Origin of the sequence: Streptosporangium roseum DSM 43021 (genome assembly GCF_000024865.1) — a bacterium.
Classification (GTDB): Bacteria; Actinomycetota; Actinomycetes; order Streptosporangiales; family Streptosporangiaceae; genus Streptosporangium; species Streptosporangium roseum.
The window spans coordinates 1239518-1262052 of the sequence record NC_013595.1 but is presented as its reverse complement, the minus strand read 5'-3'; the positions used below and the strand labels follow the sequence as shown (position 1 = coordinate 1262052).

The 22535-nt window shown below is 71.9% G+C and carries 22 protein-coding genes; 15 read left to right on the top strand and 7 right to left on the bottom strand.

Going from position 1 to position 22535, the window contains the following annotated elements:
• Positions 1-83 precede the first annotated feature (83 nt).
• Genes SROS_RS05905 through SROS_RS05895 form a run of 3 tightly spaced genes read right to left on the bottom strand, consistent with a single transcriptional unit; the run spans position 84 to position 3500 of the window.
• Positions 84-1553: a glutamate-cysteine ligase family protein gene (locus SROS_RS05905; protein ID WP_012887973.1), complete on the bottom strand. Its 1470-nt coding sequence runs from the start codon at positions 1551-1553 to the stop codon at positions 84-86.
• Between the two features lie 38 nt (positions 1554-1591).
• On the bottom strand, positions 1592-2230 hold the full coding sequence (locus SROS_RS05900) for a response regulator (RefSeq protein WP_012887972.1): 639 nt from the start codon (positions 2228-2230) through the stop codon (positions 1592-1594).
• A 55-nt stretch (positions 2231-2285) separates the two neighbouring features.
• Positions 2286-3500 (bottom strand): ATP-binding protein, encoded by a 1215-nt coding sequence (locus tag SROS_RS05895; RefSeq protein WP_012887971.1) that lies wholly within the window; start codon positions 3498-3500, stop codon positions 2286-2288.
• A 140-nt stretch (positions 3501-3640) separates the two neighbouring features.
• Here SROS_RS05895 and SROS_RS05890 point away from each other — a divergent pair, with 140 nt between their 5' ends.
• Genes SROS_RS05890 through SROS_RS05880 form a run of 3 tightly spaced genes read left to right on the top strand, consistent with a single transcriptional unit; the run spans position 3641 to position 6128 of the window.
• Complete coding sequence (locus SROS_RS05890) at positions 3641-5308, top strand: PspC domain-containing protein (RefSeq protein WP_012887970.1); 1668 nt, start codon at positions 3641-3643, stop codon at positions 5306-5308.
• Positions 5298-5507: a hypothetical protein gene (locus SROS_RS05885; protein ID WP_012887969.1), complete on the top strand. Its 210-nt coding sequence runs from the start codon at positions 5298-5300 to the stop codon at positions 5505-5507. Before SROS_RS05890 ends, SROS_RS05885 begins: the two co-directional genes overlap by 11 nt.
• A gap of 45 nt (positions 5508-5552) precedes the next feature.
• On the top strand, positions 5553-6128 hold the full coding sequence (locus SROS_RS05880; RefSeq protein ID WP_012887968.1) for a CGNR zinc finger domain-containing protein: 576 nt from the start codon (positions 5553-5555) through the stop codon (positions 6126-6128).
• Between the two features lie 45 nt (positions 6129-6173).
• Here SROS_RS05880 and SROS_RS50765 read toward each other — a convergent pair whose 3' ends face one another.
• Positions 6174-6332 carry a hypothetical protein gene (locus SROS_RS50765; RefSeq protein ID WP_169369262.1) on the bottom strand — a complete coding sequence of 53 codons (159 nt, stop codon included), beginning with the start codon at positions 6330-6332 and terminating at the stop codon, positions 6174-6176.
• A gap of 92 nt (positions 6333-6424) precedes the next feature.
• On the opposite strand from SROS_RS50765, the gene SROS_RS05875 reads away from it, so the two are divergent.
• The 8 genes from SROS_RS05875 to SROS_RS05840 all read left to right on the top strand — a co-directional run bounded on the left by SROS_RS05875 (position 6425) and on the right by SROS_RS05840 (position 13482).
• Entirely contained in the window at positions 6425-6868 is a 444-nt protein-coding gene (locus SROS_RS05875) for a VOC family protein (protein ID WP_012887967.1), read from the top strand.
• Between the two features lie 4 nt (positions 6869-6872).
• Positions 6873-7817 (top strand): pyridoxamine 5'-phosphate oxidase family protein, encoded by a 945-nt coding sequence (locus tag SROS_RS05870; protein WP_012887966.1) that lies wholly within the window; start codon positions 6873-6875, stop codon positions 7815-7817.
• Positions 7817-8008, top strand: coding sequence for a ferredoxin (locus SROS_RS05865; protein ID WP_012887965.1), 192 nt, complete (start codon positions 7817-7819; stop codon positions 8006-8008). Before SROS_RS05870 ends, SROS_RS05865 begins: the two co-directional genes overlap by 1 nt.
• Complete coding sequence (locus SROS_RS05860; RefSeq protein ID WP_012887964.1) at positions 8005-8430, top strand: nuclear transport factor 2 family protein; 426 nt, start codon at positions 8005-8007, stop codon at positions 8428-8430. Before SROS_RS05865 ends, SROS_RS05860 begins: the two co-directional genes overlap by 4 nt.
• 94 nt (positions 8431-8524) lie before the next feature.
• Positions 8525-9022 carry a (2Fe-2S)-binding protein gene (locus tag SROS_RS05855; protein WP_012887963.1) on the top strand — a complete coding sequence of 166 codons (498 nt, stop codon included), beginning with the start codon at positions 8525-8527 and terminating at the stop codon, positions 9020-9022.
• Positions 9019-11562: a xanthine dehydrogenase family protein molybdopterin-binding subunit gene (locus SROS_RS05850; protein WP_012887962.1), complete on the top strand. Its 2544-nt coding sequence runs from the start codon at positions 9019-9021 to the stop codon at positions 11560-11562. The genes SROS_RS05855 and SROS_RS05850 overlap by 4 nt, the downstream gene beginning before the upstream one ends.
• A complete protein-coding gene (locus tag SROS_RS05845) occupies positions 11559-12449 on the top strand; it encodes an FAD binding domain-containing protein (protein ID WP_012887961.1) in 891 nt (296 codons plus the stop codon). Before SROS_RS05850 ends, SROS_RS05845 begins: the two co-directional genes overlap by 4 nt.
• A gap of 163 nt (positions 12450-12612) precedes the next feature.
• Entirely contained in the window at positions 12613-13482 is an 870-nt protein-coding gene (locus SROS_RS05840; protein WP_012887960.1) for an SRPBCC family protein, read from the top strand.
• Positions 13483-13583: 101 nt separating this feature from the next.
• Here the strand turns inward: SROS_RS05840 and SROS_RS05835 are convergent, their stop codons facing one another.
• Together SROS_RS05835 and SROS_RS05830 are read right to left on the bottom strand one after the other, a co-directional pair.
• The gene (locus SROS_RS05835; RefSeq protein WP_012887959.1) at positions 13584-14705 is read right to left on the bottom strand and encodes a CU044_5270 family protein; all 1122 of its coding nucleotides are present in this window, start codon (positions 14703-14705) and stop codon (positions 13584-13586) included.
• On the bottom strand, positions 14702-15241 hold the full coding sequence (locus SROS_RS05830) for an RNA polymerase sigma factor (protein WP_012887958.1): 540 nt from the start codon (positions 15239-15241) through the stop codon (positions 14702-14704). Before SROS_RS05830 ends, SROS_RS05835 begins: the two co-directional genes overlap by 4 nt.
• A gap of 247 nt (positions 15242-15488) precedes the next feature.
• On the opposite strand from SROS_RS05830, the gene SROS_RS05825 reads away from it, so the two are divergent.
• Complete coding sequence (locus SROS_RS05825; RefSeq protein WP_012887957.1) at positions 15489-16619, top strand: epoxide hydrolase family protein; 1131 nt, start codon at positions 15489-15491, stop codon at positions 16617-16619.
• 172 nt (positions 16620-16791) lie between these two features.
• Positions 16792-17613, top strand: coding sequence for an NAD(P)H-binding protein (locus SROS_RS05820; protein WP_012887956.1), 822 nt, complete (start codon positions 16792-16794; stop codon positions 17611-17613).
• 162 nt (positions 17614-17775) lie between these two features.
• Here the strand turns inward: SROS_RS05820 and SROS_RS05815 are convergent, their stop codons facing one another.
• Entirely contained in the window at positions 17776-18312 is a 537-nt protein-coding gene (locus SROS_RS05815; RefSeq protein ID WP_012887955.1) for an RICIN domain-containing protein, read from the bottom strand.
• Positions 18313-18492: 180 nt separating this feature from the next.
• Here SROS_RS05815 and SROS_RS05810 point away from each other — a divergent pair, with 180 nt between their 5' ends.
• A complete protein-coding gene (locus SROS_RS05810; RefSeq protein WP_012887954.1) occupies positions 18493-19629 on the top strand; it encodes an AfsR/SARP family transcriptional regulator in 1137 nt (378 codons plus the stop codon).
• Between the two features lie 63 nt (positions 19630-19692).
• On the top strand, positions 19693-22533 hold the full coding sequence (locus SROS_RS05805) for a bifunctional glycosyltransferase/CDP-glycerol:glycerophosphate glycerophosphotransferase (RefSeq protein ID WP_012887953.1): 2841 nt from the start codon (positions 19693-19695) through the stop codon (positions 22531-22533).
• The last annotated feature ends 2 nt before the right edge of the window (positions 22534-22535 follow it).

Below are 22535 nucleotides of genomic sequence, written 5' to 3'. Positions count from 1 at the left end.
CCTGACCGGCCGGCCGCTCCCGCGCGACAGATCTCAACTCTCGCGGCCTGCCGGGGCTCCCACCGGAGTCGCCCGGCGAGGGGTCAAGGTGACGGCCAGGTGTGCACGGGCTCGTTGGTGTGCATGTGCTCGATGTAGCGCAGGGTCATCCGGCGCAGCGCCTCGCGCCGGTCGAGGTTCCCCAGCTCCTTCACGGTGTCGATCTGCCAGGTCGCCCCGGTCCTGCCTGTCACGCACCGCTGCTCGATGATCCCCAGCAGCCGGTCCCTGGGCTCGGGGTTCACCCCCCACAGGTCGAGGCCCTCGTAGGCGAGCGGCAGCAGCCGTCGCAGGATCAGTTCGGCGGCGGCCACCTCGCCGAGTCCCGGCCAGTAGAGGCGCGCATCCAGCCCGTGCCGGGCGGCGGAGTGCAGGTTGTCCCCGGCCGCGGCGAAGGACATGCGGGTCCACACCGGCCGTTCGGCGTGGGGAAGCACGCGCATGAGGCCGTAGTAGAACGCGGCGTTGGCGGCGACGTCGGCGACCGACGGCCCGGCGGGCAGCACCCGGTTCTCCACCCGCAGGTGCGGGATGTCGTCGACGACGGCGTAGACCGGCCGGTTCCACCGGTAGACGGTGCCGTTGTGCAGGGTCAGCTCGTCCAGCGCGGGGGTGACGCCGCGGGTCAGCTCCTCACGCGGGTCGGCGTCCTCGCATATGGGCAGGAGCGCGGGGAAGTAGCGCGCGTTCTCCTCGAACAGGTCGAAGACCGAGGTGATCCACCGCTCGCCGAACCACACCCTGGGCCGCACGCCCTGGGTCTTCAGCTCCACCGGCCGGGTGTCGGTGGCCTGCTCGAACAGCGGGATCCTGGTCTCCTGCCAGAGCTGGCGGCCGAACAGGAACGGGGAGTTGGCCGCCACCGCCACCTGGGCGCCCGCGATGGCCTGGGCCGCGTTCCAGTGGGCGGCGAAAGCCGCGGGGCTGACCTGGAGGTGGAGCTGGAGGCTCGTGCAGGCCGCCTCGGGGGTGATGCTGTCGGCGTAGGTGTCGAGGGTCTCCTCGCCGTCGATCGCCAGGTGCAGGTCCTCGCCCCTGGCCTCGAAGATCTGCTCGTTGAGCAGCTTGTAGCGCGGGTTGGCCGACAGCGTGCCCTCGTGCACGTCGCTCTCCCGCAGGGTGGGCAGGATGCCCACCATCACCAGGTGCCCGCCGACCGTGTGGGCCCGGTTCTCCGCGTGGTTGAGCCGGTCCCGCACGACCTTCTCCAGCCGTACGGGGCCGTCCCCCTCAAGGGACTCCGGCAGGACGTTGATCTCCACGTTGAACTGGCCGAGCTCGGTGGCCCAGTCCGGCTCGGCGATCGCCGCCAGCACCTCGGCGTTCTTCATCGCGGGGTCGCCGCGGTCGTCCACGAGGTTGAGCTCGATCTCCAGCCCGGCCTTCGGCCGTTCGCACTCGAACCTCGCCTCGCGCAACATCTGCGCGAAGACGTCAAGACATCGGCGGACCTTGTCCCGGTATCGCCGTCGGTCCTCCCGGCTGAACACCATCGCAGGCACATCGCGACCCATACTTCGCAGAGTCGCATAAAAGTTACAGATAGTACAGGTCAGACCAGGCGTCGTGCGGTGGCCCACCGGGAGAGCTCGTGGCGGTTGGAGAGCTGGAGCTTGCGCAGGACGGACGAGACGTGGGTCTCCACGGTCTTGACCGAGATGAACAGCTCCTTGGCGATCTCCTTGTAGGCGTAGCCCCGGGCGATCAGGCGCAGGACCTCGCGTTCGCGCTGGGTCAGCGAGTCGAGCTCGGGGTCGATCGGCGGAGCCTCGCTGGAGGCGAAGGCGTCCAGCACGAAGCCGGCCAGTCTCGGGGAGAAGACCGCGTCGCCGTCGGCCACCCGGCGGATCGCGTCGGTGAGCTCGCGACCGCTGATGGTCTTGGTGACATATCCCCGGGCACCGCCGCGGATCACGCCGATGACGTCCTCGGCGGCGTCGGAGACCGACAGCGCGAGGAAGCGGACCGAGGAGCCGGAGCCGAGGACGCGGCGGAGCACCTCCTGGCCGCCGCCGCCCGGCATGTGCACGTCGAGCAGGACCACGTCGGGCTGGAGCTCCGCGATCGTCCTGACCGCGGACTCGACGTCCTCGGCCTCCCCGACCACCTCGATGGAGTCGCCCAGCTCGGCGCGGACACCGGAGCGGAACAGCCGGTGGTCGTCGACGATCAGAACCCTGATGGTGCTCACGAGCCCTCCCCCGCCGTCCGCGCTCCCGCACTGCCGTTCTTCCTGGCTCGCTCGCTCACGTCTTCTCCAGCTTCATCGTCAACATCACTTCCGTGCCCTCGCCGGGCTCGGTCCGCAGCCGGGCGCTGCCGCCGTGGCGCTCCATCCTGCCGATGATCGACTGGCGGATGCCCATCCGGTCCTCGGGCACCTGTCCCATGTCGAACCCGACACCGCGGTCCCGGATGAAGATGGTGACCTCCTCCGGCTCCGCCTCGGCGTAGACGGAGACGACCGATGATTCAGAGTATTTCGCGGCGTTGACCATAGCTTGCCGCGCGGCCTGCATCATCGCGGACAATGCCGGAGTCAGCGGGCAGTCGCCGACGCAGACGACCTCGATCGGCACCCCGTGCGCGTCCTCCTCCTCGGCCGCGACCCGGCGCACGGCCGCGGCCACCGAGGCGTCCGCGTCCTGTTTCGGCTGGTAGAGCCAGTTGCGCAGCTCACGTTCCTGGGAGCGGGCGAGCCGCATCACCTCACGTGAGTCATTGGCGTTGCGCTGGATCAGCGTGAGCGTGTGCAGCACGGAGTCGTGCACGTGCGCGGCGAACTCGGCGCGCTCCTCCTGGCGGATGCGCTCGCGGCGCTCCCGCTGCAGCTCCTTCCACAGCGCGGCCAGCCACGGGGCCGCGATCAGCGCGACGCCGCCCACGACCACCAGCGTGAACATGATGCCAGGCTGGGCGCTGCCCAGCTCCTCGGTGACCACCAGGAAGCCGATGGCGCCGACCACGACGAGCGCCAGCCCGGCGAGCGTGCGGACCCGGTTCCGGCGCACCTGGCCGACCGTCGAGTTCATCCAGCGCTGCCGCCGGTCCGGGTCGGCCTGCTGCCACAGGATCAGCGAGCCGATCCCGCCGACCGCGATCGGCCACGCGCCGATCCCGCCGGTCGAGGCCCCGGTGAGCCAGCCGAGGGCCATCAGCGCCAGCCCTATCGCGCCGTAGGCGGCGACCTGGCTCCAGTCACGGGAGGGCTCCCTGCCCTCGTACGGCTCACGCGGGGTGAACATCCACAGCGCCGCGTAGGCCACGGCGCCGATCCCGTCCAGGACGGTGAGCAGCACGAACGCCAGCCGCAGCGCGACCGGGTCGAGCCGGAGCTGGGCGGCGGCGCCCTGGGCCACCCCGGCGACCAGGCGCCCGTCCACCGGCCTGATCAGCCGAGGGAGGGCGGGTTCCTCCGGGGTCGCGGGCGCCGCGTCACGAGTTGTCTGTCGGTCAGCCATATCGTCAGCATCGTCACACGTCGGGGCCCTCTTCGCATCCGGCGTTCCCCTGACGCGACCCTGAGAGGGGCCTTCCCGCTCCGGGAGGACTCAGGGGTCTCCCGGATGCGATCTCCGCCGGGGAAGGCCACGATTGGAACATGACCGACACCGGGAACGCACAGGACCCGGCGAGCACCTCGTCCGACTCGCCGCCCGCATCCCCCCTCAGCGAGGAGCGCGTGCTCCGCCGCGGTGACGAGGGCCGCATGCTCACCGGCGTCTGCGCGGGCCTGGGCCGCTACGCCGGGATCGACCCGGTGCTGTTCCGCGTCGGCTTCGCGGTGCTGGTCCTCGGCTCGGGGATCGGCGTCATGCTCTACATCGCGGCGTTCCTGCTGATGCGGGAGGCGAACGGCGGCCCGGGATACATGGAGCAGTGGACCCGGCGCACCTTCGACAGCGAGACCGTGCTGGCCCTGCTGACCGGCGTGTTCGCCTTCGGGCTGATCATCAACCTGTCCTCGGACGGCATCGGCACCGGCACGGTCGTGGTCGGCACGCTGTTCGCCATCGTCCTGCTCGCCGCCCACGCCCGCGGCGTCGACCTGCTGGCCGTGGCCCGTTCGCTGCCCGAGCGGATCCGCGGCCGCCGCGTTCCCCGCCCGGCCGATCCGCCGCCCGCGGCCTTCGCCCCCGCCCCGCCCGTCGCGCACTCCTATCCGGCCGCGCATCCGCAGACCGGATCGATGTCCACCGCCCCCTACGCGGCCCAGCCCCCGGCCGCCGGTCCGGCGCCGGGCCCCGTCCCGCAGGGCGCGGATCCGGCGCCGGCCGCCGGCATCCCGTCCGCCGGGAGCGCGCCGCTCCCCGCGGACACGCCCCGGGCCGAGGACACGCCGTCACCGGAGCACGCGCCGCCGTACGCGGACACGCCGCTCCCTGCCGGCACGCCGTCAGCAGGCACGGCGTTCCCCGCCGGCACGCCGTCACCGGAGCACGCGCCGCCTTACGCGGGCACGGCGCCGGGCGCGTTCCCGGCCGGGGGCATGCCGCCGCCCCATCCCGCCGCCAGGCCGTCGTTCGACTCCTCCGGCGAGCCGTTCTCGCCCTACGGGCCCTACCGGCCCCTGGACCCCCGCAAGCGGCAGCAGCAGTACTCCCCCTATGACCTCTCCGAGTACGGCGGGCCGGTCCGGACCGCGCCCCGGCCGAGGCGGCGCCGGTCGTTCGTCGGAGGCGTCACCCTATGCCTGGCCATGATCGTTGGAGGGATCATCGTGGCGATCCAAGCCACGTCGGGATCGGTCAACATGACGATCGCCGGCGGCGCGATGCTGATCACCATCGGCGCCGGCCTCCTGGTCGCCGCCTGGTTCGGCCGGGGCGCGGCCCTGGTCGCGGCGGGCACGATCATCTCGATCGCCCTGGTCGCGGGGTCCATGCTGACCGGCATGCCGAAGAGGTTCGGCAGCTACCACTGGGAGCCGACCAAGATGTCGGAGATCGCGAAGGACTACGACGTGGGCGTCGGCGAGGGCACCCTCGACCTCAGCGACCTGACGTTCCCGCCGGGCTCGCGGACCGTCTTCGACGCCTCCGTCTCGGTGGGCCAGATCAGCGTGATCCTGCCGCCGACGGTCCGGGTCGAGGTCAACGGACACACCAAACTGGGCGACGTCAAGATCGACCATGCGGTGGAGGGCGGGGCCGACATCCAGCACAGCAGGGTCCTGGAGCCAGAGATCGCCCCGAAGGGCGACGTGGCGACCGTCGTCCTGAACGTCAAGGCAGGAATCGGAGACGTGGAGGTGCGCCGTGCGGCCTGAGATCGACCGGACGACGGAGCGCGGCAGGCGGCATCGCACGGACTGGATGGCCCTGCTCAGCGGCGTGCTGTTCATCGCGGTCGGGATCGTGTTCATCAGCCGGCCGGGCATCGAACCGGTGATCATGATCCCGGTCGTCCTGGGCGGCCTGGGCTTCGCGGGCCTGGTCGCCATCCTCGTCCGGGCGGTCCGGCGCTAGGCCGCCCTCACGGCATTCATTCAATCCAAGCATTAGACTTGGAGGATGTTGGTCCTGGAGTTCGTCAGTACGATCCGCGCGACACGGAGCGGGCTGCTGGACACGCTCTCGGACGTCGAGGGCATGACCGAGTGGGGCCGGGCCCACGCCGCCGGGCTGGGGCTCACCGCCGGCTTCACCGCCACCGAGGACCTGCGGCGCGAGGTGGTGGAGCTGCGGCAGGCCGTCCGGGCCCTGTTCGCCAGGGCCGTCGCGCCGGGCCCGGTGAGCAGCGCGGACGCCGACCGGCTACCGGACTTCGCCGAGTCGCTCGACCTGGTCAACGCCGCGGCGCTCGCCGCGCCGCTGGCCCCCCGGCTGGACTGGCCGGCCGAGGGCGCCCCGGTGGCCACGAGCGTCCCGGCGGGCGAGAGGGCGGAGTCCCCGCGCATCCGCGCCGCCCTCGCCACGTCGGTGATAGAGCTGCTGGCCGGACCGGCCCGCGAGCAGCTGCGCGCGTGCCCGGCCCCCCGCTGCGTGCTCTATTTCGTCAAGGAGCACGCCCGCCAGGAGTGGTGCTCGATCGGGTGCGGCAACCGGGCCCGCGCCGCCCGCCACTACCGCCAGCACAAGGGCCGGTGATCCCCGGGCCCGCCCGCCCGGCGGGCCGGCGACACCCCCCCGCCCTCACCGCCTGACCAGCCGTACGGCGTGCCCGCGCAGCCGTACGGCCGGCTCCCGCATGCCCGCGCGACCCGTACGGCCGACCGCAGCCGTGCGGGCGCTCCGGCGTGCGGACGGCCGGACGGGATCACCCTGCCTCCCCCTGAGAGTGACTCGGATCACAGTTTTCTAACGTCATAAATCTCATAATTCCGTTAGATTGTTCCTGGGAATCTAACGGACAAATCCGTTGGGAACCGTGATAAGGAGATGAGATGACCTTCCAGACCGGCCATGTCGGCCTCAACGTCTCCGACCTCGACAGGTCCAAAGACTTCTACCTGAAGATCTTCGGCTTCGAGGTCTTCGGCGAGTCGGCCGAGGCGGACCGCCGCTACGCCTTCCTCGGTGCCGACGGCAAGCTGCTGCTGACCCTCTGGCAGCAGAGCGAGGGCCGCTTCGCCACCGGGACGCCGGGGCTGCACCACCTGTCCTTCCAGGTGCCGGACATCGAGACGGTCCACCGGGCCGAGACCGTGATCCGGGAGCTCGGGGCCACGCTCCACCACGACGGCGTGGTGCCGCACGGCGAGGGGGCGTCCTCGGGCGGCGTGTTCTTCGAGGACCCGGACGGGATCCGGCTGGAGATCTTCGCGCCCAGCGGCGCCGACGAGCGGCCCGCCCCGACCGGCGCCGCCCCCACCTGCGGCTTCTTCTAAGCCCATGAGGCACGCGGGAGAGCTGGCTGTGCAGCGGCGGGCCGGGGTGCGGGCCGGGGCGTGGGGTTCGGCCTCGGCCAGGCCGGAGATCCCCGCCGCGGCCGCCGAGTTCCTGGCGCGACAGCGGATGCTGCTGATCGGGGCCGGAGACCGGGACGGCCGGCTGTGGGCGAGCGCGCTGACGGGGGCGGCGGGGTTCGCCGAGGCCGTGGACGAGCGGACGATCGTGATCGACGCGGTCCTGGGCGAGCACGATCCGCTGGCAGGGCTGACCGGCGGCGAGATCGGGATACTCGCGATCGAGCCGCGGACCAGGCGCAGGATGCGGGTCAACGGCACGGTCCGGCGCGACGGCGGGCGCCTGACCGTCCACGCCGAGCAGACGTATGCGAACTGCCCCAAGTACATTCAGAGGCGGGACATCTCAGATGAGCCCGCCACCGGCTCTCCCGCGACCGCCTCGGCCACCGGGACACTCACCGCCGGGCACCGGGCGTGGATCGAGAGCGCCGACACCTTCTTCGTGGCCACCCGGGCTCCGGGTCTCGGCGCCGACCTGTCCCACCGGGGCGGCAACCCGGGATTCGTCCGGGTGACCGGAGGGGGGCGGCTGGTCTGGCCCGACTACGCCGGCAACTCGATGTACATGACGCTCGGGAACCTGGAGCTCGACGAGAGCTGCGGCCTGCTCTTCCTCGGCTGGGAGAGCGGCGAGGCGCTGCACCTGACAGGGCGGGCCCGCGTCGGCTGGGACCCGGGGGACGTCCCGGGGGCGCAGCGGCTGGTCGAGTTCGAGGTGGACCAGGCCGTCCACGTCCGGGGGGCGAGCCCGCTCCGCTGGACGTTCGACGGATACTCCCGCTTCAACCCGCCGGTTCACCCCGCCCACGCGGAGGCGCCGGCCGGTGCGGCCCACACGACGGAACCCGGCCGGGAGGGGGGACAGTGATGAGGGTCATCGTGGATCGGGTGCTGTGCCAGGTGCACGCGCAGTGCGTGTTCGCCGCGCCCGAGGTGTTCGAGCTGGACGACGACGACCAGCTCGTCTACGTCGCCGAACCGGACGACGGGCTGATCGACGCGGTCGAGGAAGCCGCGCGGGCCTGCCCCGTGCAGGCGATATTCCTGGAGGAAGCATGAATTTCACCGAAGAGACGGCCAGGGCCAAGGTGCAGGCCGCCGAGGACGCGTGGAACACGCGGGACCCCGAACGGGTCTCGCTCGCCTACACGCCCGACTCCGTCTGGCGCAACCGGGACGAGTTCGTCACCGGCCGCGAGGAGATCAGGGAGTTCCTCACTCGCAAGTGGGCCAGGGAGCGGGAGTACGCGCTCCGCAAGGACCTGTGGACGTTCGGCGGCAACCGCATCGCCGTACGGTTCCAGTACGAGTGGCACGACGCGGACGGTCAGTGGTGGCGCAGCTACGGCAACGAGCTGTGGGAGTTCGCCGACGACGGGCTGATGCGGCGTCGCGAGGCGAGCATCAACGACGTCCGGATCGACGAGGCGGACCGCCGCATTCTCGGCGACTGCACACCGAAGGAACTTCCACTGGCGTGATACCAGGGGGTTGACCGGGCACAACAGGGGCGTACGTTCACTTTTGTTGGCTCTCACTTCTCCTATGTCCCATGCGGATGTTCTTGGAGGACGTATGCCCCGGATAACCGTCACCGTCGACGGAGTCACCTATGAGGAGGAGGTCGAGCCGCGCCTCCTCCTTGTGCACCTGCTGAGGGATCGGCTCGGCAAGACGGGGACGCCCGTCGGCTGTGACACCAGCAACTGCGGCGCCTGCACCGTGATGCTCGACGGCAGGAGCGCGAAGAGCTGCTCCGTGCTCGCCGTACAGGCCGACGGGAGCGACGTCGTCACGATCGAGGGCCTGGCGCAGGGGGACGAGTGGCACCCCATGCAGAAGGCCTTCCACACCGAACACGCCCTGCAGTGCGGATACTGCACCCCAGGCATGATCATGGCCGCGATCGACCTGCTCAGGGACGACCCGGACCCGTCGGAGGAGGCCGTCCGCGAGGGGCTCGAAGGCAACCTGTGCCGGTGCACCGGTTACTGCAACATCGTCCGGGCGGTACGGCGTGCCGCCCAGGAGATGTCACAGGCCGGGGAGCGGCGGGAAGTGCGGACGCCATGAGCGAGCAACTCGACGCCGGCGTGCTCGCCGAGCAGATCGCCGAGAGCGACCAGCTCGGCGAGCCCTCCGGCACGCACGAGGTGGGCAGGGCCCGCAGGCGCAAGGAGGACGCCCGGCTGGTCACCGGGCGGACCACGTGGACCGACAACATCCAGCTCCCCGGGATGCTCTACATGGCGTTCCTGCGCAGCCCGATGGCGCACGCCCGGATCACCCGGGTGGACACCTCGGCCGCGCGGGCCCGGCCGGGCGTGGTCGCGGTCTACAGCGGCCGGGACCTCGCCGGCGAGCAGGGCAGCCTGCCGTGCGCCTGGCCCGTCACCGAGGACATCGTCATCCCCGACCACCCGCCCATGGCGGTGGACGAGGTCCGCTACGCCGGCGAGGCGGTGGCCTGCGTGGTCGCCACCGACCGCTACAAGGCCGCCGACGCCCTGGAGGCGATCGAGGTCGACTACGAGCCGCTCGACGCGGTCATCGACATGACCGAGGCGCTCGCCGAGGGCGCTCCCCGGGTCCACGAGTCCGGCAACCGGGCCTTCACCTGGAAGTTCGCCGGGGGCGACATCGACGCGGCGTTCCGCGACGCCCCCGTGGTGATCGAACGCACCTACGTGCAGCAGCGGCTCATCCCGTCCGCGATGGAGCCCCGCGCGGTCGTGGCCACCACCGACGGCGACGGCTTCACCCTCTACTCCGCCACGCAGATCCCGCACGTGCTGCGGGTCATGCTCGCGCTGACGACCGGCATCCCCGAGCACAAGCTGCGCGTGGTCGCCCCCGACGTCGGCGGCGGCTTCGGCTCCAAGCTCCAGGTCACCGCCGAGGAGGTGCTCGGCCTGCTCGTCACCAGACGGCTGGGCAAGCCGGTGAAGTGGACCGAGTCGCGCTCCGAGGGCAACCTGACCGTGCACCACGGCCGCGACCAGCTCCAGCGGATCTCCCTGGCGGCTGAGCGGGACGGGCGCGTCAGGGGCGTCCGGGTGGACCTCCTGGCCGACATGGGCGCCTACCTGATGCTGGTCACACCCGGCATACCGCTGCTCGGCGCGTTCATGTACAACGGCATCTACAAGATCGACGCCTACGACTTCACCTGCACCGGTGTCTTCACCACCAAGATGCCCACCGACGCCTACCGGGGCGCCGGCCGCCCCGAGGCCACGTTCGCCATCGAGCGGGCCGTGGACGAGCTCGCGCACGAGCTCGGCCTGGACCCCGTCGAGGTACGGCGCCGCAACTGGATCACCCACCAGGAGTTCCCGTACGACACGATCTGCGGGCTGACCTACGACTCCGGCAACTACGAGGCCGCCACGGAGAAGGCGCTCGCGCTGTTCGGCTACGACAAGCTCAGGGCCGAGCAGTCCGACCGGCGCGACCGGCGCGACCCGGTGCAGCTCGGCATCGGCGTGTCGACGTACACCGAGATGTGCGGGCTGGCGCCCTCGCGCGTGCTGGGCTCTCTCAGCTACGGCGCGGGCGGCTGGGAGCACGCCTCCGTCCGGATGCTGCCCACCGGCAAGGTCGAGGTGGTCACCGGCACGAGCCCGCACGGGCAGGGACACGAGACGGCCTGGAGCCAGATCGTGGCCGACGCGCTGGGCGTGCCGTTCGGCGACGTCGCCGTGCTCCACGGAGACACGGCGATCTCCCACAAGGGGATGGACACCTACGGCTCGCGTTCGCTGGTCGTGGGCGGCGTGGCGGTCCTGGCGGCCTGCGAGAAGGTGAAGGACAAGGCCCGGCAGATCGCCGCCCACATGCTTGAGGCCTCCGCCGACGACATCGAGTTCTCCGCCGGGTCGTTCACGGTGCGGGGCACGGCCGAGGGGAAGACGATCCAGGAGCTCGCGCTGGCCACCTTCGCCGCGCACGACCTCCCCGACGGCGTCGAACCCGGCCTGGACGCCGACGCGACCTTCGACCCGGACAACTTCTCCTTCCCGCACGGCACCCACCTGTGCGCGGTCGAGGTGGACACCGAGACCGGCGCGTGCGCGATCCGCTCCTACGTGGCCGTCGACGACGTGGGCTCCGTGGTGAACCCGCTGATCGTCGAGGGGCAGGTGCACGGCGGCATCGCGCAGGGCATCGGCCAGGCGCTGTTCGAGGAGGCGGTCCACGACGCCGAGGGCAACCTGCTCACCACCACCATGGCCGACTACCTGATCCCGACGGCGGCCGACCTGCCCGGCTTCACCACCGACCGCACCGAGACCCCGGCGACCAGCAACCCGCTGGGCGTCAAGGGCGTCGGCGAGGCCGGCACGATCGCCTCGACCCCGGCCGTGGTCAACGCGATCGTGGACGCGCTGCGCCCGTACGGCGTGCACGACGTGCGGATGCCGTGCACGCCCGAGCGGATCTGGCGGGTGGTCTCCGAGGCGGGGCCTCCGGCATCCGGATCCGGATCCCGATCCGCTTCGGCCGAGGCGCCCGCGGAGACATCCGCGGGGGCGTCCGCAGATGCGCCCGCGTCCACGCCCGGCCCCGGGTCCGGGGAGGCCACGTCCAGCTCCGAGGGAGGCGCCCGATGATCCCCGCGGCGTTCGACTACATCCGGCCCACCTCGCTGGAGGAGGCCTGCCGCGTGCTCGCCGAGGCCGACTCCGCCGGCGACGACGTCAAGGTGCTGGCCGGCGGCCAGTCCCTGCTGCCGCTGCTGCGCCTGCGGCTGGCCTATCCGGCCGCGCTGGTGGACCTCGGGCGGCTGCCGGAGCCACGCGGCGTGGAGGACCGGGGCGACCACGTGTTCGTCGGCGCGCTCACCACGCACGACGAGGTGCTGCGCTCCGGCGTGGTCAGGGAGCAGGTCCCGCTGCTCGCGCTGGCCACCGCCACGGTGGCCGACCCCGCCGTACGGCACCGCGGCACGTTCGGCGGGTCGATGGTCCACGCCGACCCCGCCGGCGACCTGCCCGCCGTCGCCCTGGCGCTGGACTGCGTGTTCGTCGTCAGGTCGAGCGAGGGAGAGAGGGAGATCCCGGCCGACGAGTTCTTCGTCGACTATCTGGAGTCCGCGCTCGGACCCGGCGAGGTGCTGCTCGGCGTCCAGGTGCCCAAGCTCGGCCCCGGCTGGGGCTTCCACTACGAGAAGTTCCACCGGACCGCGCAGGCCTGGGCGATCGTCGGCGTGGCGGCGGCCGTACGGCGCGACGGCGGGACCATCGGGGAGGCGCGGATCGCGCTGACCAACATGGGGCCGACACCGGTGCGGGCGCGGGTGACAGAGGCCGCGCTGCGCGGCCTGAGCCCCGCACCGGCCGGCGGTGCCGGCGACGGCGCGCGGGACCAGGTCAGGGACGCCTGCGGCCAGGCGGACTCCGGCACCTCGCCCCCGGCGGACCTGCACGCCAAGCCCGACTACCGCCGCCACCTGGCCCGGGTGCTGACCTACCGGGCGGTCAGGGCCGCGAGCGGCTGAGCCGCGTCCCACCGGCCGGCCGGGAGCCCTCCGGCCGGCCGGTGGGCGGGCGCCCGTGCCGGTCAGGAGTTCATCACCCGGCCGGTGGGGCAGGCAGAGTTGTGACAGCCGCCGCGCGCGGTCGTAATGTCGCAGAAGCGGCCGATCGACAAGGAGCGGATCGATGGCGATGCGATTCGAGCACGAGTTCACGGTTCCGGTGCCGGTCGAGCAGGCGTGGTCGGTGCTGCTCGACGTCGGACGGGTCGCGCCCTGCCTGCCGGGGGCCACCCTCGACGCGGTGGAGGGCGACTCCTTCACCGGCCGGATGAGGGTGAAGGTCGGGCCGATCACGGTGACCTACCAGGGCGAGGCCACGTTCGAAGACGTGGACAAGGACGCCCACACCCTGACCATAAAGGCTTCCGGCAAGGAGACGCGGGGCGCGGGGACGGCCGGCGCCACGGTCGTCGCCCGCCTGCGCCCCGCGGGCGCGGAGACCCGGGTGAGCGTCGAGACCTCGTTCAACGTGACCGGCCGCCCGGCCCAGTTCGGCCGGGGGGTGATGGCCGAGATCGGCGGCAAGCTGATCGACAGGTTCGCGGCCAACCTGGCCGAACTGCTCGGGGAGAGCCCGGCCGCGGAGCCGGAGGTGTCGCCGGCGGGCGTCTCGGCCCTCCCCTCGCCGGTCCCCGCGCAGGGCACGGCCGAGCAGGTCACCGAGGGCGTGGAGAGCCCGGTGGGGCCGTCGGACCCCACCGCCTCGGAGGGCTCCGACGAGGGCGGCGGGCTCTCCAGGCGGAACGAGCCGGTCCGCCACCTCACCGCCGTGCCCTCCTCACCCGAGGGGGCCGCGGTGGAGAAGGCCCTCGGCCTGGACGCCCACCCGGCGGGCACCTCCCGCACCTCCCTCACCCCCGAGGAGGAGGCGCTCGACCTGATGGAGATCGCCGGCCTGCCCCTGCTCAAGCGCGTCGCCCCGCTGCTGGCCGCCGCGCTGACCGGGATCGTCCTGGTGGGCTGGCTGATCCGCCGGACCCTGCGCCGCCACTGAGCCGGCCCGTCTCCACCGGCCGTGACACGCGTCTCACCCGGGGCGCCCGTACGGCTGAGGCCTGTGACAAGGCGTGACGCCGACGTGTGCGCGCGGCCGGTTCAGCGCAGGCATTCCTCCTTCTGGTACGGACCGCAGCCCTCGGGGATGACAGGCTCGTCGTCGGTCCAGCCGAGCTTCTTGATCACCATGGACATGTAAACAATGCCCGGCGGGATGTTCTCCTGGCCGGCGGTCGGGACGGGCAGCACGTCCTGGGTCGCCAGCAGGTCGCCCGTCTCCCGGTCGATGACGATCTGCTCCTCCCCCTCGCCGTTGGCTCCTCGCAGGATGGCCACCCCCACCCGCCCTTCGGTGTCGCGGACCTCGTCCGCGATCCGCACTCCGGGGAGTCCGGCGAGCATGTGATACACGGCCGCCCGGGTCCCCGGGGTGGTCGGGGCGTCCAGGAGGAGACGTTCGCCCAGCCCCCACAGCCAGTAGTCCTGCTCGGGGAGCTTCACCTGCGCCGAGGACGTGGACTGACTGTCCTTCATGGCCTCCCGCTCGGCGGGCCAGTACGACAGCAGCTTCTCCTTCAGCTCCGCCGGGTCGTGGGGCAGGTCAAGGATCTCCCTCACGCTCAGCTTCGAGGTCGACTGTTCGAGGCCCTCTTCCTTACCGGTGACGAGGTATCGGGTCTTCCCTATGGGAATCATGTCGTTGCGGCAGTCGGTGTCCGATCCGCAGAGCCAGGGCGAGCCCGCCTTCTCCCACTCGGCCCTGTCGGCGGCGGTGAAGGGCCGGGTGCCGAGCCCGCTGAACACCATGACCTTGTTCCGGTCGATCCCGTTCCACAGGACATCCCTGACGCGGTCCTCGGCGACGAACTCGCGTCCCCCGACGCTGATCCGTTGCCGGTAGACCTGTTCCATCTCCCTGCGCCAGTACCGGCCGCCGGTCGCCTCCTGCCGACGGGCCATCCGGTCGGCGGCGGCGGAGAGCACCTCCTCGGCACTCGTCTGGGTCACCGTGGCGACCGGGCCGCCCCCCAGCCTGGGAACGACCGCGATCGCGCCGATCACGGCGACGGTCGCGGCCGACGCGACCAGGACCCCCGTCCACGCGGAGACCCGCCGGCGCCGCCCGCCGTTCAGCACCCTGGCCCTGGCCTCGGCGACCTTCCCCGGGTCGGAGGACGGCATATCCGGCATCACCGCGTCGATGAGCTCGAACTCGTTCATCGGATCTCCACTCCCAGCGACTTGTGCAGCTTGGCTCTGGCCCGGCTGAGCCGGGAGGCGACGGTGCCGTAGGCGACCCCGAGCGCCTCGGCGACCTCGTCATAGGTCAGCCCGCCGTAGGCGACGAGCAGCACCACGTCGCGCTCGCCCTTGGACAGCCCCGCCAGCGCCCCCGAGAGCCGGCCGACCGTCACCCCCGCCGCGACGCGGTCGACGACCCGCTGGTCGTGGGCGTCGTCGTCGGGTGGCGGGCCCGTCCTGGCCAGCGCCCGGTAGCGGCGCAGCTCGGCCCTGCGGTGGCGGCCGATCAGGTTGGTGGCGATGCCGTACAGCCAGGGCCGGATCGCGCCCCGGGCGGGGTCGAACCGGCTGCGCCGGCGGAAGGCGATCAGGAAGGTCTCGGCGGCCAGGTCCTCGGCGGTGTCGAGGTCGAGCCGCCGTCCGATGTAGCGGCGGATCTCCTCGTAGTGCGCGTCGAAGACGGTGCCGAACCGCTCGGGATCGACGACCGAGGCGGCGTCAGGGACAGCGATCATGCAAGGGTCTCCCCTGCCGGAAGGATCAGGACATCCCTTCTTGCCCGATGGTCGCACCCCCCTTCCCTGTTTTCCGGACCAGGACCTGTCCCCGGACATCGCCGGAGTCCGGCCGTCGTGAAGCGCCTCCTGACAAGGCATGCAGATTGCACACGGAAGACCGTGCAATCGCCGTGTCCGTGTACTTCATTAGTGCATGTCAGGAGGTGCGCCAGGCACTGGTGGGCAGCGGGCGCCGGGGAGCACGATGAACGTCATGAACGTTGACATCACCCCGTTCCGCATCGAGATCCCGCAAGCCGACCTTGACGATCTGCGGGAGCGGCTGCGCCGTACCCGCTGGAGCGGGGAGATCGGCGGGCAGGGCTGGAGCCGCGGAGTGCCCGTCGACTACCTCAGGCAGCTCGCCGACTACTGGGCTGACGGCTACGACTGGCGCAAGCAGGAGGCCAGGCTGAACGACCTGCCCCAGTTCACCACTGAGATCGACGGGCAGCGCCTGCACTTCGCGCACGTCCGCTCGGCCAACCCCGACGCCGTCCCGTTGCTGCTCACCCATGACTGGCCGGGCTCGTTCGTCCTGTTCCTCCAGGCTGTCGAGCCGCTCTCGCGGGACTTTCACCTGGTCCTGACCACCCTGCCCGGCATCGCCTTCTCCGGGCCGCTGGCTGGGCCGGGCTGGAACACCGGCAAGATCGCGGGCGCGTTCGTCGAGTTGATGGGGCGCCTCGGCTACGACCGCTATGGCGTTCAGGGGTCCGGCGGCGGCGCTGCGGTCGCCATCGAGATGGGCCGCCAGGCACCGGAGCAGGTGATCGGCGTCCACGGCAACGGTCACATCACCTTCCCCTCGGACGACCCGGCCGACTTCGCCGACCTGACCGAGGCCGAGCAGCAGCGCCTGGCCAGGCTGCAGAACTTCCGCGACGACAAGATGGGTTTCAACGTCATCTCCGCCACCAGGCCGCAGACCCTGGCCTACGGCCTGCACGACTCCCCGGTCGGCCAGCTGGCCTGGATCACCGAGAAGTTCAAGGAGTGGACCGACGACTCGGCCGATCTGCCCGAGGACGCGGTCGACCGGGACATCCTGCTGACCAATGTCAGCCTGTACTGGTTCACCGGCACCGCGGGCTCGTCCGCCAACCTGTACTACGAGGCGTCCCACGACCCCGACGCCTGGACGCCCAAGCCACGCAGCGGCGTTCCGACCGGCTTCACGGTGGCCATGAGCACCGACGTGACCATCCGCCGCTTCGCCGAACGCGACAGCGACGTGGTCCACTGGAGCGAACTCGAACGCGGCGGCAACTTCCTCGCCCTCGAACAGCCGGCCGCCTACGCCGCGGATGTCAAGAAGTTCTTCGACAGCCTCTGACTCCGCCCCGGCGGGGTACGCGCCGTGGTTGCGCGGCAGCCTGGCCGGCGACCTGACCCGGCCCTCCGCTCGGGTCCGTGGCACCAGTGGTGATAGCGGCCCGAGCACCGGGCCTGATCGTTCTGTTCCGCACCTAACTGTTCCGTTTCACACCTGACTGGAGTACATCACCATGACTTTCCTCGTCACCGGAGCCACGGGAACCGTCGGCCGCCTCGTCGTCGCCGAGCTGCTCGAAGCCGGTCAGCGGGTGCGCGCGCTCACCCGGAACCCGGCCAAGGCCGACCTGCCCGCGGGCGTCGAGGTGGTCGGCGGCGACCTGGGCGACCCCGGCACCCTGGGCCGGGCGTTCGACGGCGTCACCGGCGTTCACCTGATCAACTTCGCCGGTGACGACTACGCGCCCCTGCGGCACGGCGAGCAGATCGTGGAGCTGCTCGCCGAGGCGGGCGTCAAGCGGGTCACCGTGCTCGGCGGGCGGGTGGACGGTCCGCTGGAGACCGCGCTGGCCGCGAGCGAGCTGGAGTGGACGCTGCTCAACCCGGTGGAGTTCATGTCCAACACGCTCAAGTGGTGGGCCGACGGCGTGCGCTACCAGGGCGTCATCCGCGAGCCGTTCGGCGGGCGGCTCAGCGCGACGGTCCACGAGCGCGACATCGCGGCCGTGGCCGCCAGGGTGCTCGTCGAGGGTGGGCACGGTGGGCGCACCTACACGCTGACCGGCCCCGAGGCGCTGCGCACCACCGAGAAGGTCGAGCGGCTCGGCGTGGCGATCGGCAAGGAGATCGGCTTCGAGGAGCTGACCGAGGCGCAGGCGCGTGAGATGTGGGCCGGGTTCGGTATGGGTCAGGAGACGATCGAGTTCCTGATCGACGCGCTCGGCAACACCCCGGAGGTCGGCTACACCGTGGTGCCGACCGTCGAGGAGGTCACCGGGCGTCCGGCTCGGTCCTTCGCCGAGTGGGCGCGCGAGAACGCCGCGTCGTTCCGCTGAAGCCGGTGCCACGTGTCCATGACGTTCAGGACCTGGCCCGTACGGGCCAGGTCCTGTCCCCGGACATCGCCGGGGTCCGAGACCGCCGGAGGCGGGAGGGGGCCGCGCGGCGACCGCACGGTCTCGGACGCCATCACCGATCCACGGTCCGGCGGGGGTGGGTCAGCCGCTGAAGGACCACCTCTGCCCGGCCTCGCCGTCGCACTCCAGCAGATGGACCTCGGTGGCGGGCCGTTCGAGGGTGGCCGGGTCCGCGGTCAGGCACTTGTCCGGACGGATCCGGCTGTGGACCGTGCCGTCGCCCGGCATGTCCCACTTCTGCCGGGCCTCGTCGTCACACTCCAGTAGCTGGACCTTCGTGGCGGGACTGTTGAGGGTGCCCGGGTCCGCGGTCAGGCACTTGCCCGGAAGGATGCGGCTGTGGAGCGTGCCGTCGGTCGTCATGAACCACTTCTGCTGGGGCTGTTCGTTGCACTCCTCCCACAGCCGGACCGCCGTGGCGGGGTCTTCGAGGGTGGCCGGGTCCGCGTCCAGGCACTTGCCCGGAAGGATCTCGTTGCGGACCGTGACGTCGACGTCGGCCTCACGCGTGGGCCCCGTGTCCCCCAGGGCGGTGCCCGTGGTGAGGAGGGTCAGCGCCGAGACGGCGGTGGCGGCGGTGATGCGCGCGAAGCGATGACGTGCAGTGAGCCTTCGCATCTGGACCTCGTTCCTTCTGTCGCACTTACCGGAGAGGCGCGGAGTGCCGGGCAACGGAACGTCCGGCAGAGGAAACGGTGTCAGGAGCCACTGTCGCGCCGGTCACCTTACGGTCACTTATTGCTCACGCACCGTCATCAACAGGCGGCCGAACGCCAAGGATAAGTAACGTAACGTGATGTGACGGATGCGCAGCGGGAGAGCCCCCCGCCGGGGCCGGGTTTCGAGTTCGGGGTCCTGGGACCGCTCAGGGCGCTGCGCGGCGGCGATCCCGTGGCGATCGGGGCGGCCAAGCAGCGGGTGCTGCTGGCCTCGTTGCTGATCGACGCCAACCGGGTCGTCCCCGTCGAGACGCTGACGGCCCGGCTGTGGGGGGAGGCCCCACCCTGCGGCGCCCGGAACGCCCTGCAGAACTACGTGATGCGGTTACGCCGCGTGCTGGGCGGCGCCGGCGGGAGCGATCCGGTGCTGACCCGTCCGCAGGGCTACCTGATCGGCGTGGCCGACGAGGCGGTCGACCTGCACCGCTTCGACGCCCTGGTGCGCCGCGCCAGGACGGCCGTCGCCGCCGGCGGGGCGGAACAGGCGTCGGCGCTGCTGCGGGAGGCGCTGGGGCTGTGGCGCGGGCAGCCGCTCTCTGATGTGCCGTCGGAGCTGTTGCAGCGGGAGGTCGCGCCGGCGCTGGCCGAGCGCCGGCTGGGCGCCGTCGAGCTGCGCATCCAGGCGGACCTGGCCCTGGGGCGGCACGGGGACGTGCTCCCGGAGTTGCGGGAGCTGACCGCCGCGCACCCGCTGAGGGAGCGGTTCTGGGCACAGCGGATGCTGGCGCTGTATCGGTCGGGGCGCCGGGGCGAGGCCCTCCAGTGCTATCGCACCGTCGGCGAGCTCCTCTCGGAGGAGCTGGGCATCGACCCCGGCGCGGAGCTGCGGGAGCTGCACCGGCGGCTGCTGGACGCCGACCCCGCGCTCGCCGGCTCGGATCCGTCCGGTGGCGGCGCGCCCATCCGCCCGGGGGCGGGCGACGGTGACGCGCGGCCGGCCGGCGACCTTCCCGCCGGGATGACGACGTTCGCCGGGCGCGAGCGGCAGCTCGCGGAGGCCCAGCGGCTGCTGGCGCAGGCGCGGGACCGGTTCCGGCGGGACGGCGAGGTCGGCGACGCCCACACGGCCACGACGATGCGGGCCATGGCCGCGGCCCTCCTCGGCGCCTGGGCCCACATGGCCGCCTTCGAGCACGGCGCCCACCCCGATGACGTCATCGGCCCGCCCCTGGGCGAGCACCCGATCAGCGGGGGGCCGCCGGCCGGGAACCAGTAAAAACAGCTCCAACAGTTCACAAGCCAGACGGAGCCACTCTTAGTCACGGGAACACCTCATAATGTGATCAATCCACCGGACTGCAGCGTGGTCGTCATCACCTACAACGACGCCGTACGGCTGCCCAGGGCCGTGCGGTCCGTGCTCGGCCAGTCGCTGCGGAACATCGAGGTGATCATCTCCGACGACGCGAGCACGGACGACACCGAGCGGGTCGTGCGGGAGCTCCAGCGGGAGGACCCCCGGATCCGCTACCTGCGCGCCGACGTCAACAGCGGCGGCTGCGGCGGGCCGCGCAACAGCGGGGTGGCGGCGGCCCGCGCGCCGTACGTCATGTTCCTCGACAGCGACGACCGGCTGACCAGGCACGCCTGCAAGAGCATGGTGCTGGAGATCGAGCGGACCGGCGCCGACTTCGTCACCGGGCAGATCTCCCGGCTGTACGAATGGAGCGGCAGGACCCAGCGCTACTACCCCGACCTGTACGCCAGGCGCAGGACCGTCGAGGGGATCGCCCAGGAGCCCGAGCTGTTCCTCGACTCCTTCAGCACCAACAAGCTCTACCCGGCCGAGCTGCTGCGGCGGCTGCCCTTCCGGGAGGACCTGTACTACGAGGACCACGTCTTCACCACCGAACTCCTCTGCGCGACGCGGCGGTTCGCCGTGGTCCCGTGGGTCGTCTACCTCTGGCACCGGGCCCTGGAGAAGAACGAGGCGCGGCTGTCGATCTCGCTGAGCATCAAGGAGATGGACAACGTCCGGCACCGGATCAGGGCGGCTCGGCTGAGTGACGACATCCTGCGCGGCAACGGCCTCGCCCACCTGGTGCCCGAGCGCCAGCGCCGCTTCCTCCGCCAGGACCTGCGGGTCTACCTGAACCCGCTGCCCTCGCGTGATCCGGCGTGGGCCGAGGAGTTCTCCTCGCTGGTCCGGCCCTACCTGGCGGAGATCGACCCCGAGGCCTTCAGGCTGGCCGAGCCGGTCACCCGGGTCTGCTGCGGCCTGATCCTCGACGGCCGGAGCGACGAGCTCATGGTCGCCGCCCGGTCCTTGAACGGGCCGTATGCCGCGCCGCGGCGCGCCGTGCGGCAGGACGGCCGGACCTACTGGGGCAGCGCCCCCGCCGAGAAGATGGACATCACCCCGCTCCGGCTGGCCGAGCTGCCCTTCACCTCGGCCCGGCTCCGCCACGAGGCCGCCTTCACCGGCGAGGGCACCAGGGTCACGCTGACGATCAGGACCTACGACCCGTTCGGGGTGCTCGCCGCCAACCCGGGCTGGACCGCGTTCCTGCGGGTCAAGGACCACCAGGTGCCGCTGACGCCGCACGAGCAGGACGACGGCAGCCATCTGAGCGAGGCGACCGTCGACCTCGCCGCGTTCAGGCACGGCCCCCTGGGCTTCGGCGGCCACCACGACCCGCTGGTCGGGATCGTCCGCGCCGACGGCCGGGTCACCACCGACCAGCTGCTCGTCGAACCGTCCTGCGAGCCGTTCACCGCCGCCGTCCCCGGGCACCGGGTCACGGTCCGGGCGGAGGGGCCGGCCGCGTTCCTCCGGGTGCGGTGGCAGCGCGCGGGCCTGCTCCGGCCGGTGCCCCGGCTGGGCCGGATCGCCCGCAAGGTGATCCGGCGGGCGGGCCGGGCGGACGTGAAGCTCCGCGTCTACAAGGGCCTGATCAAGGTCGTGCCGCCCCGCCGGGACCTGGCGCTGTTCGAGTCCGACGTCGGCGCCGGATACACCGGCAACCCGCGCTACGTCTACGAGGAGCTCAGGCGGCGGCAGGCGCCCCTCGACATGGTCTGGTCCGTCGCCAGGGCCAGGCGGAACTTCCCCGGGGACGCCAGGCTGGTGCGGCGGATGAGCTGGCGCCACCTGTGGACCATGGCCAGAGCGGGCTACTGGGTGGACAGCCACGGCATGCCGCTGGCCTACCCCAAACCGGCCCGGACCCGCTACCTGCAGACCTGGCACGGCCAGGGCATCAAGTCGGTCGGCTTCAACTCGCCCGACCTGCGGGCCGACTTCCCCGGGCCGCGCGAGCAGTGGCGGGCGGCGGTGGCGCGCTGGGACGCGCTGGTCTCGCCGAGCGCCGAGTTCGAGCGGGTCTTCCTGCCCTCCCACGGGTACGAGGGGCCGGTGCTGCGCTACGGCTCGCCCCGGTGCGACGTGCTCGTCCACGGCGACGACGAGGCGGTACGGCGGGCCAGGGACAGCCTGGAGATCCCGCCGGGACGCAGGGTGCTGCTGTACGCCCCCACCTACCGGGACCAGGCCAGGTTCTCGGGGCGGTCGATCCGCGCCGACCTGGCCATGATGGCCGAGGCTCTGGCCGGCGAGTGGGTGGTGATCCTGCGCCCCCATCCGGTCGAGCGCTACCAGGTCCCCCAGCACCTGCGCCACTTCGTCCGCCCGGCCGGGAGCTACCCCGAGGTCAACGACCTGATGCTGGCCTCGGACGCGCTGCTGACCGACTACTCCTCGCTGATGTGCGACTACGCGATCACCGGCCGGCCGATGCTGTTCCTGATCGACGACTGGGAGGAGTACCGGCATGTCGAGCGGGGCGTCTACCACGACCTGCCGTCGATCGCCCCCGGCCCCTGCCTGGCCACCACGGAGGAGCTGATCGACGCGCTGCGCGACCTCGACGGCGTGGCCGCGTCGTTCGCCGCCAGATACATCGAGTTCCGCAGGATGTGGTGCGCCGACGAGAAGGGCCATGCCTCGGCGAAGGTGGTGGACGCCTTCTTCGGCCCGGCGCGGCCCGGGGCCGGGGCGCCGGCCACCCCGCCCTTCACCGCGCGGCGGCCGATCCGGCTGCCCCGGCCGGATCGGTCACCGGTCCGGCTCTCCCTGCCGGGATGGCTGATGCGGCTGTCCCTGCCGGAACGGCCGAGGTGAGC

Coding starts and splice junctions, on each gene's coding strand:
- SROS_RS05905 (WP_012887973.1), bottom strand. CDS start 1,553: ATGGGTCGCGATGTGCCTGCGATGGTGTTCAGCCGGGAGGACCGACGG.
- SROS_RS05895 (WP_012887971.1), bottom strand. CDS start 3,500: ATGGCTGACCGACAGACAACTCGTGACGCGGCGCCCGCGACCCCGGAG.
- SROS_RS05890 (WP_012887970.1), top strand. CDS start 3,641: ATGACCGACACCGGGAACGCACAGGACCCGGCGAGCACCTCGTCCGAC.
- SROS_RS05880 (WP_012887968.1), top strand. CDS start 5,553: ATGTTGGTCCTGGAGTTCGTCAGTACGATCCGCGCGACACGGAGCGGG.
- SROS_RS05875 (WP_012887967.1), top strand. CDS start 6,425: ATGACCTTCCAGACCGGCCATGTCGGCCTCAACGTCTCCGACCTCGAC.
- SROS_RS05870 (WP_012887966.1), top strand. CDS start 6,873: ATGAGGCACGCGGGAGAGCTGGCTGTGCAGCGGCGGGCCGGGGTGCGG.
- SROS_RS05865 (WP_012887965.1), top strand. CDS start 7,817: ATGAGGGTCATCGTGGATCGGGTGCTGTGCCAGGTGCACGCGCAGTGC.
- SROS_RS05860 (WP_012887964.1), top strand. CDS start 8,005: ATGAATTTCACCGAAGAGACGGCCAGGGCCAAGGTGCAGGCCGCCGAG.
- SROS_RS05855 (WP_012887963.1), top strand. CDS start 8,525: ATGCCCCGGATAACCGTCACCGTCGACGGAGTCACCTATGAGGAGGAG.
- SROS_RS05850 (WP_012887962.1), top strand. CDS start 9,019: ATGAGCGAGCAACTCGACGCCGGCGTGCTCGCCGAGCAGATCGCCGAG.
- SROS_RS05845 (WP_012887961.1), top strand. CDS start 11,559: ATGATCCCCGCGGCGTTCGACTACATCCGGCCCACCTCGCTGGAGGAG.
- SROS_RS05840 (WP_012887960.1), top strand. CDS start 12,613: ATGGCGATGCGATTCGAGCACGAGTTCACGGTTCCGGTGCCGGTCGAG.
- SROS_RS05835 (WP_012887959.1), bottom strand. CDS start 14,705: ATGAACGAGTTCGAGCTCATCGACGCGGTGATGCCGGATATGCCGTCC.
- SROS_RS05830 (WP_012887958.1), bottom strand. CDS start 15,241: ATGATCGCTGTCCCTGACGCCGCCTCGGTCGTCGATCCCGAGCGGTTC.
- SROS_RS05825 (WP_012887957.1), top strand. CDS start 15,489: ATGAACGTCATGAACGTTGACATCACCCCGTTCCGCATCGAGATCCCG.
- SROS_RS05820 (WP_012887956.1), top strand. CDS start 16,792: ATGACTTTCCTCGTCACCGGAGCCACGGGAACCGTCGGCCGCCTCGTC.
- SROS_RS05815 (WP_012887955.1), bottom strand. CDS start 18,312: ATGCGAAGGCTCACTGCACGTCATCGCTTCGCGCGCATCACCGCCGCC.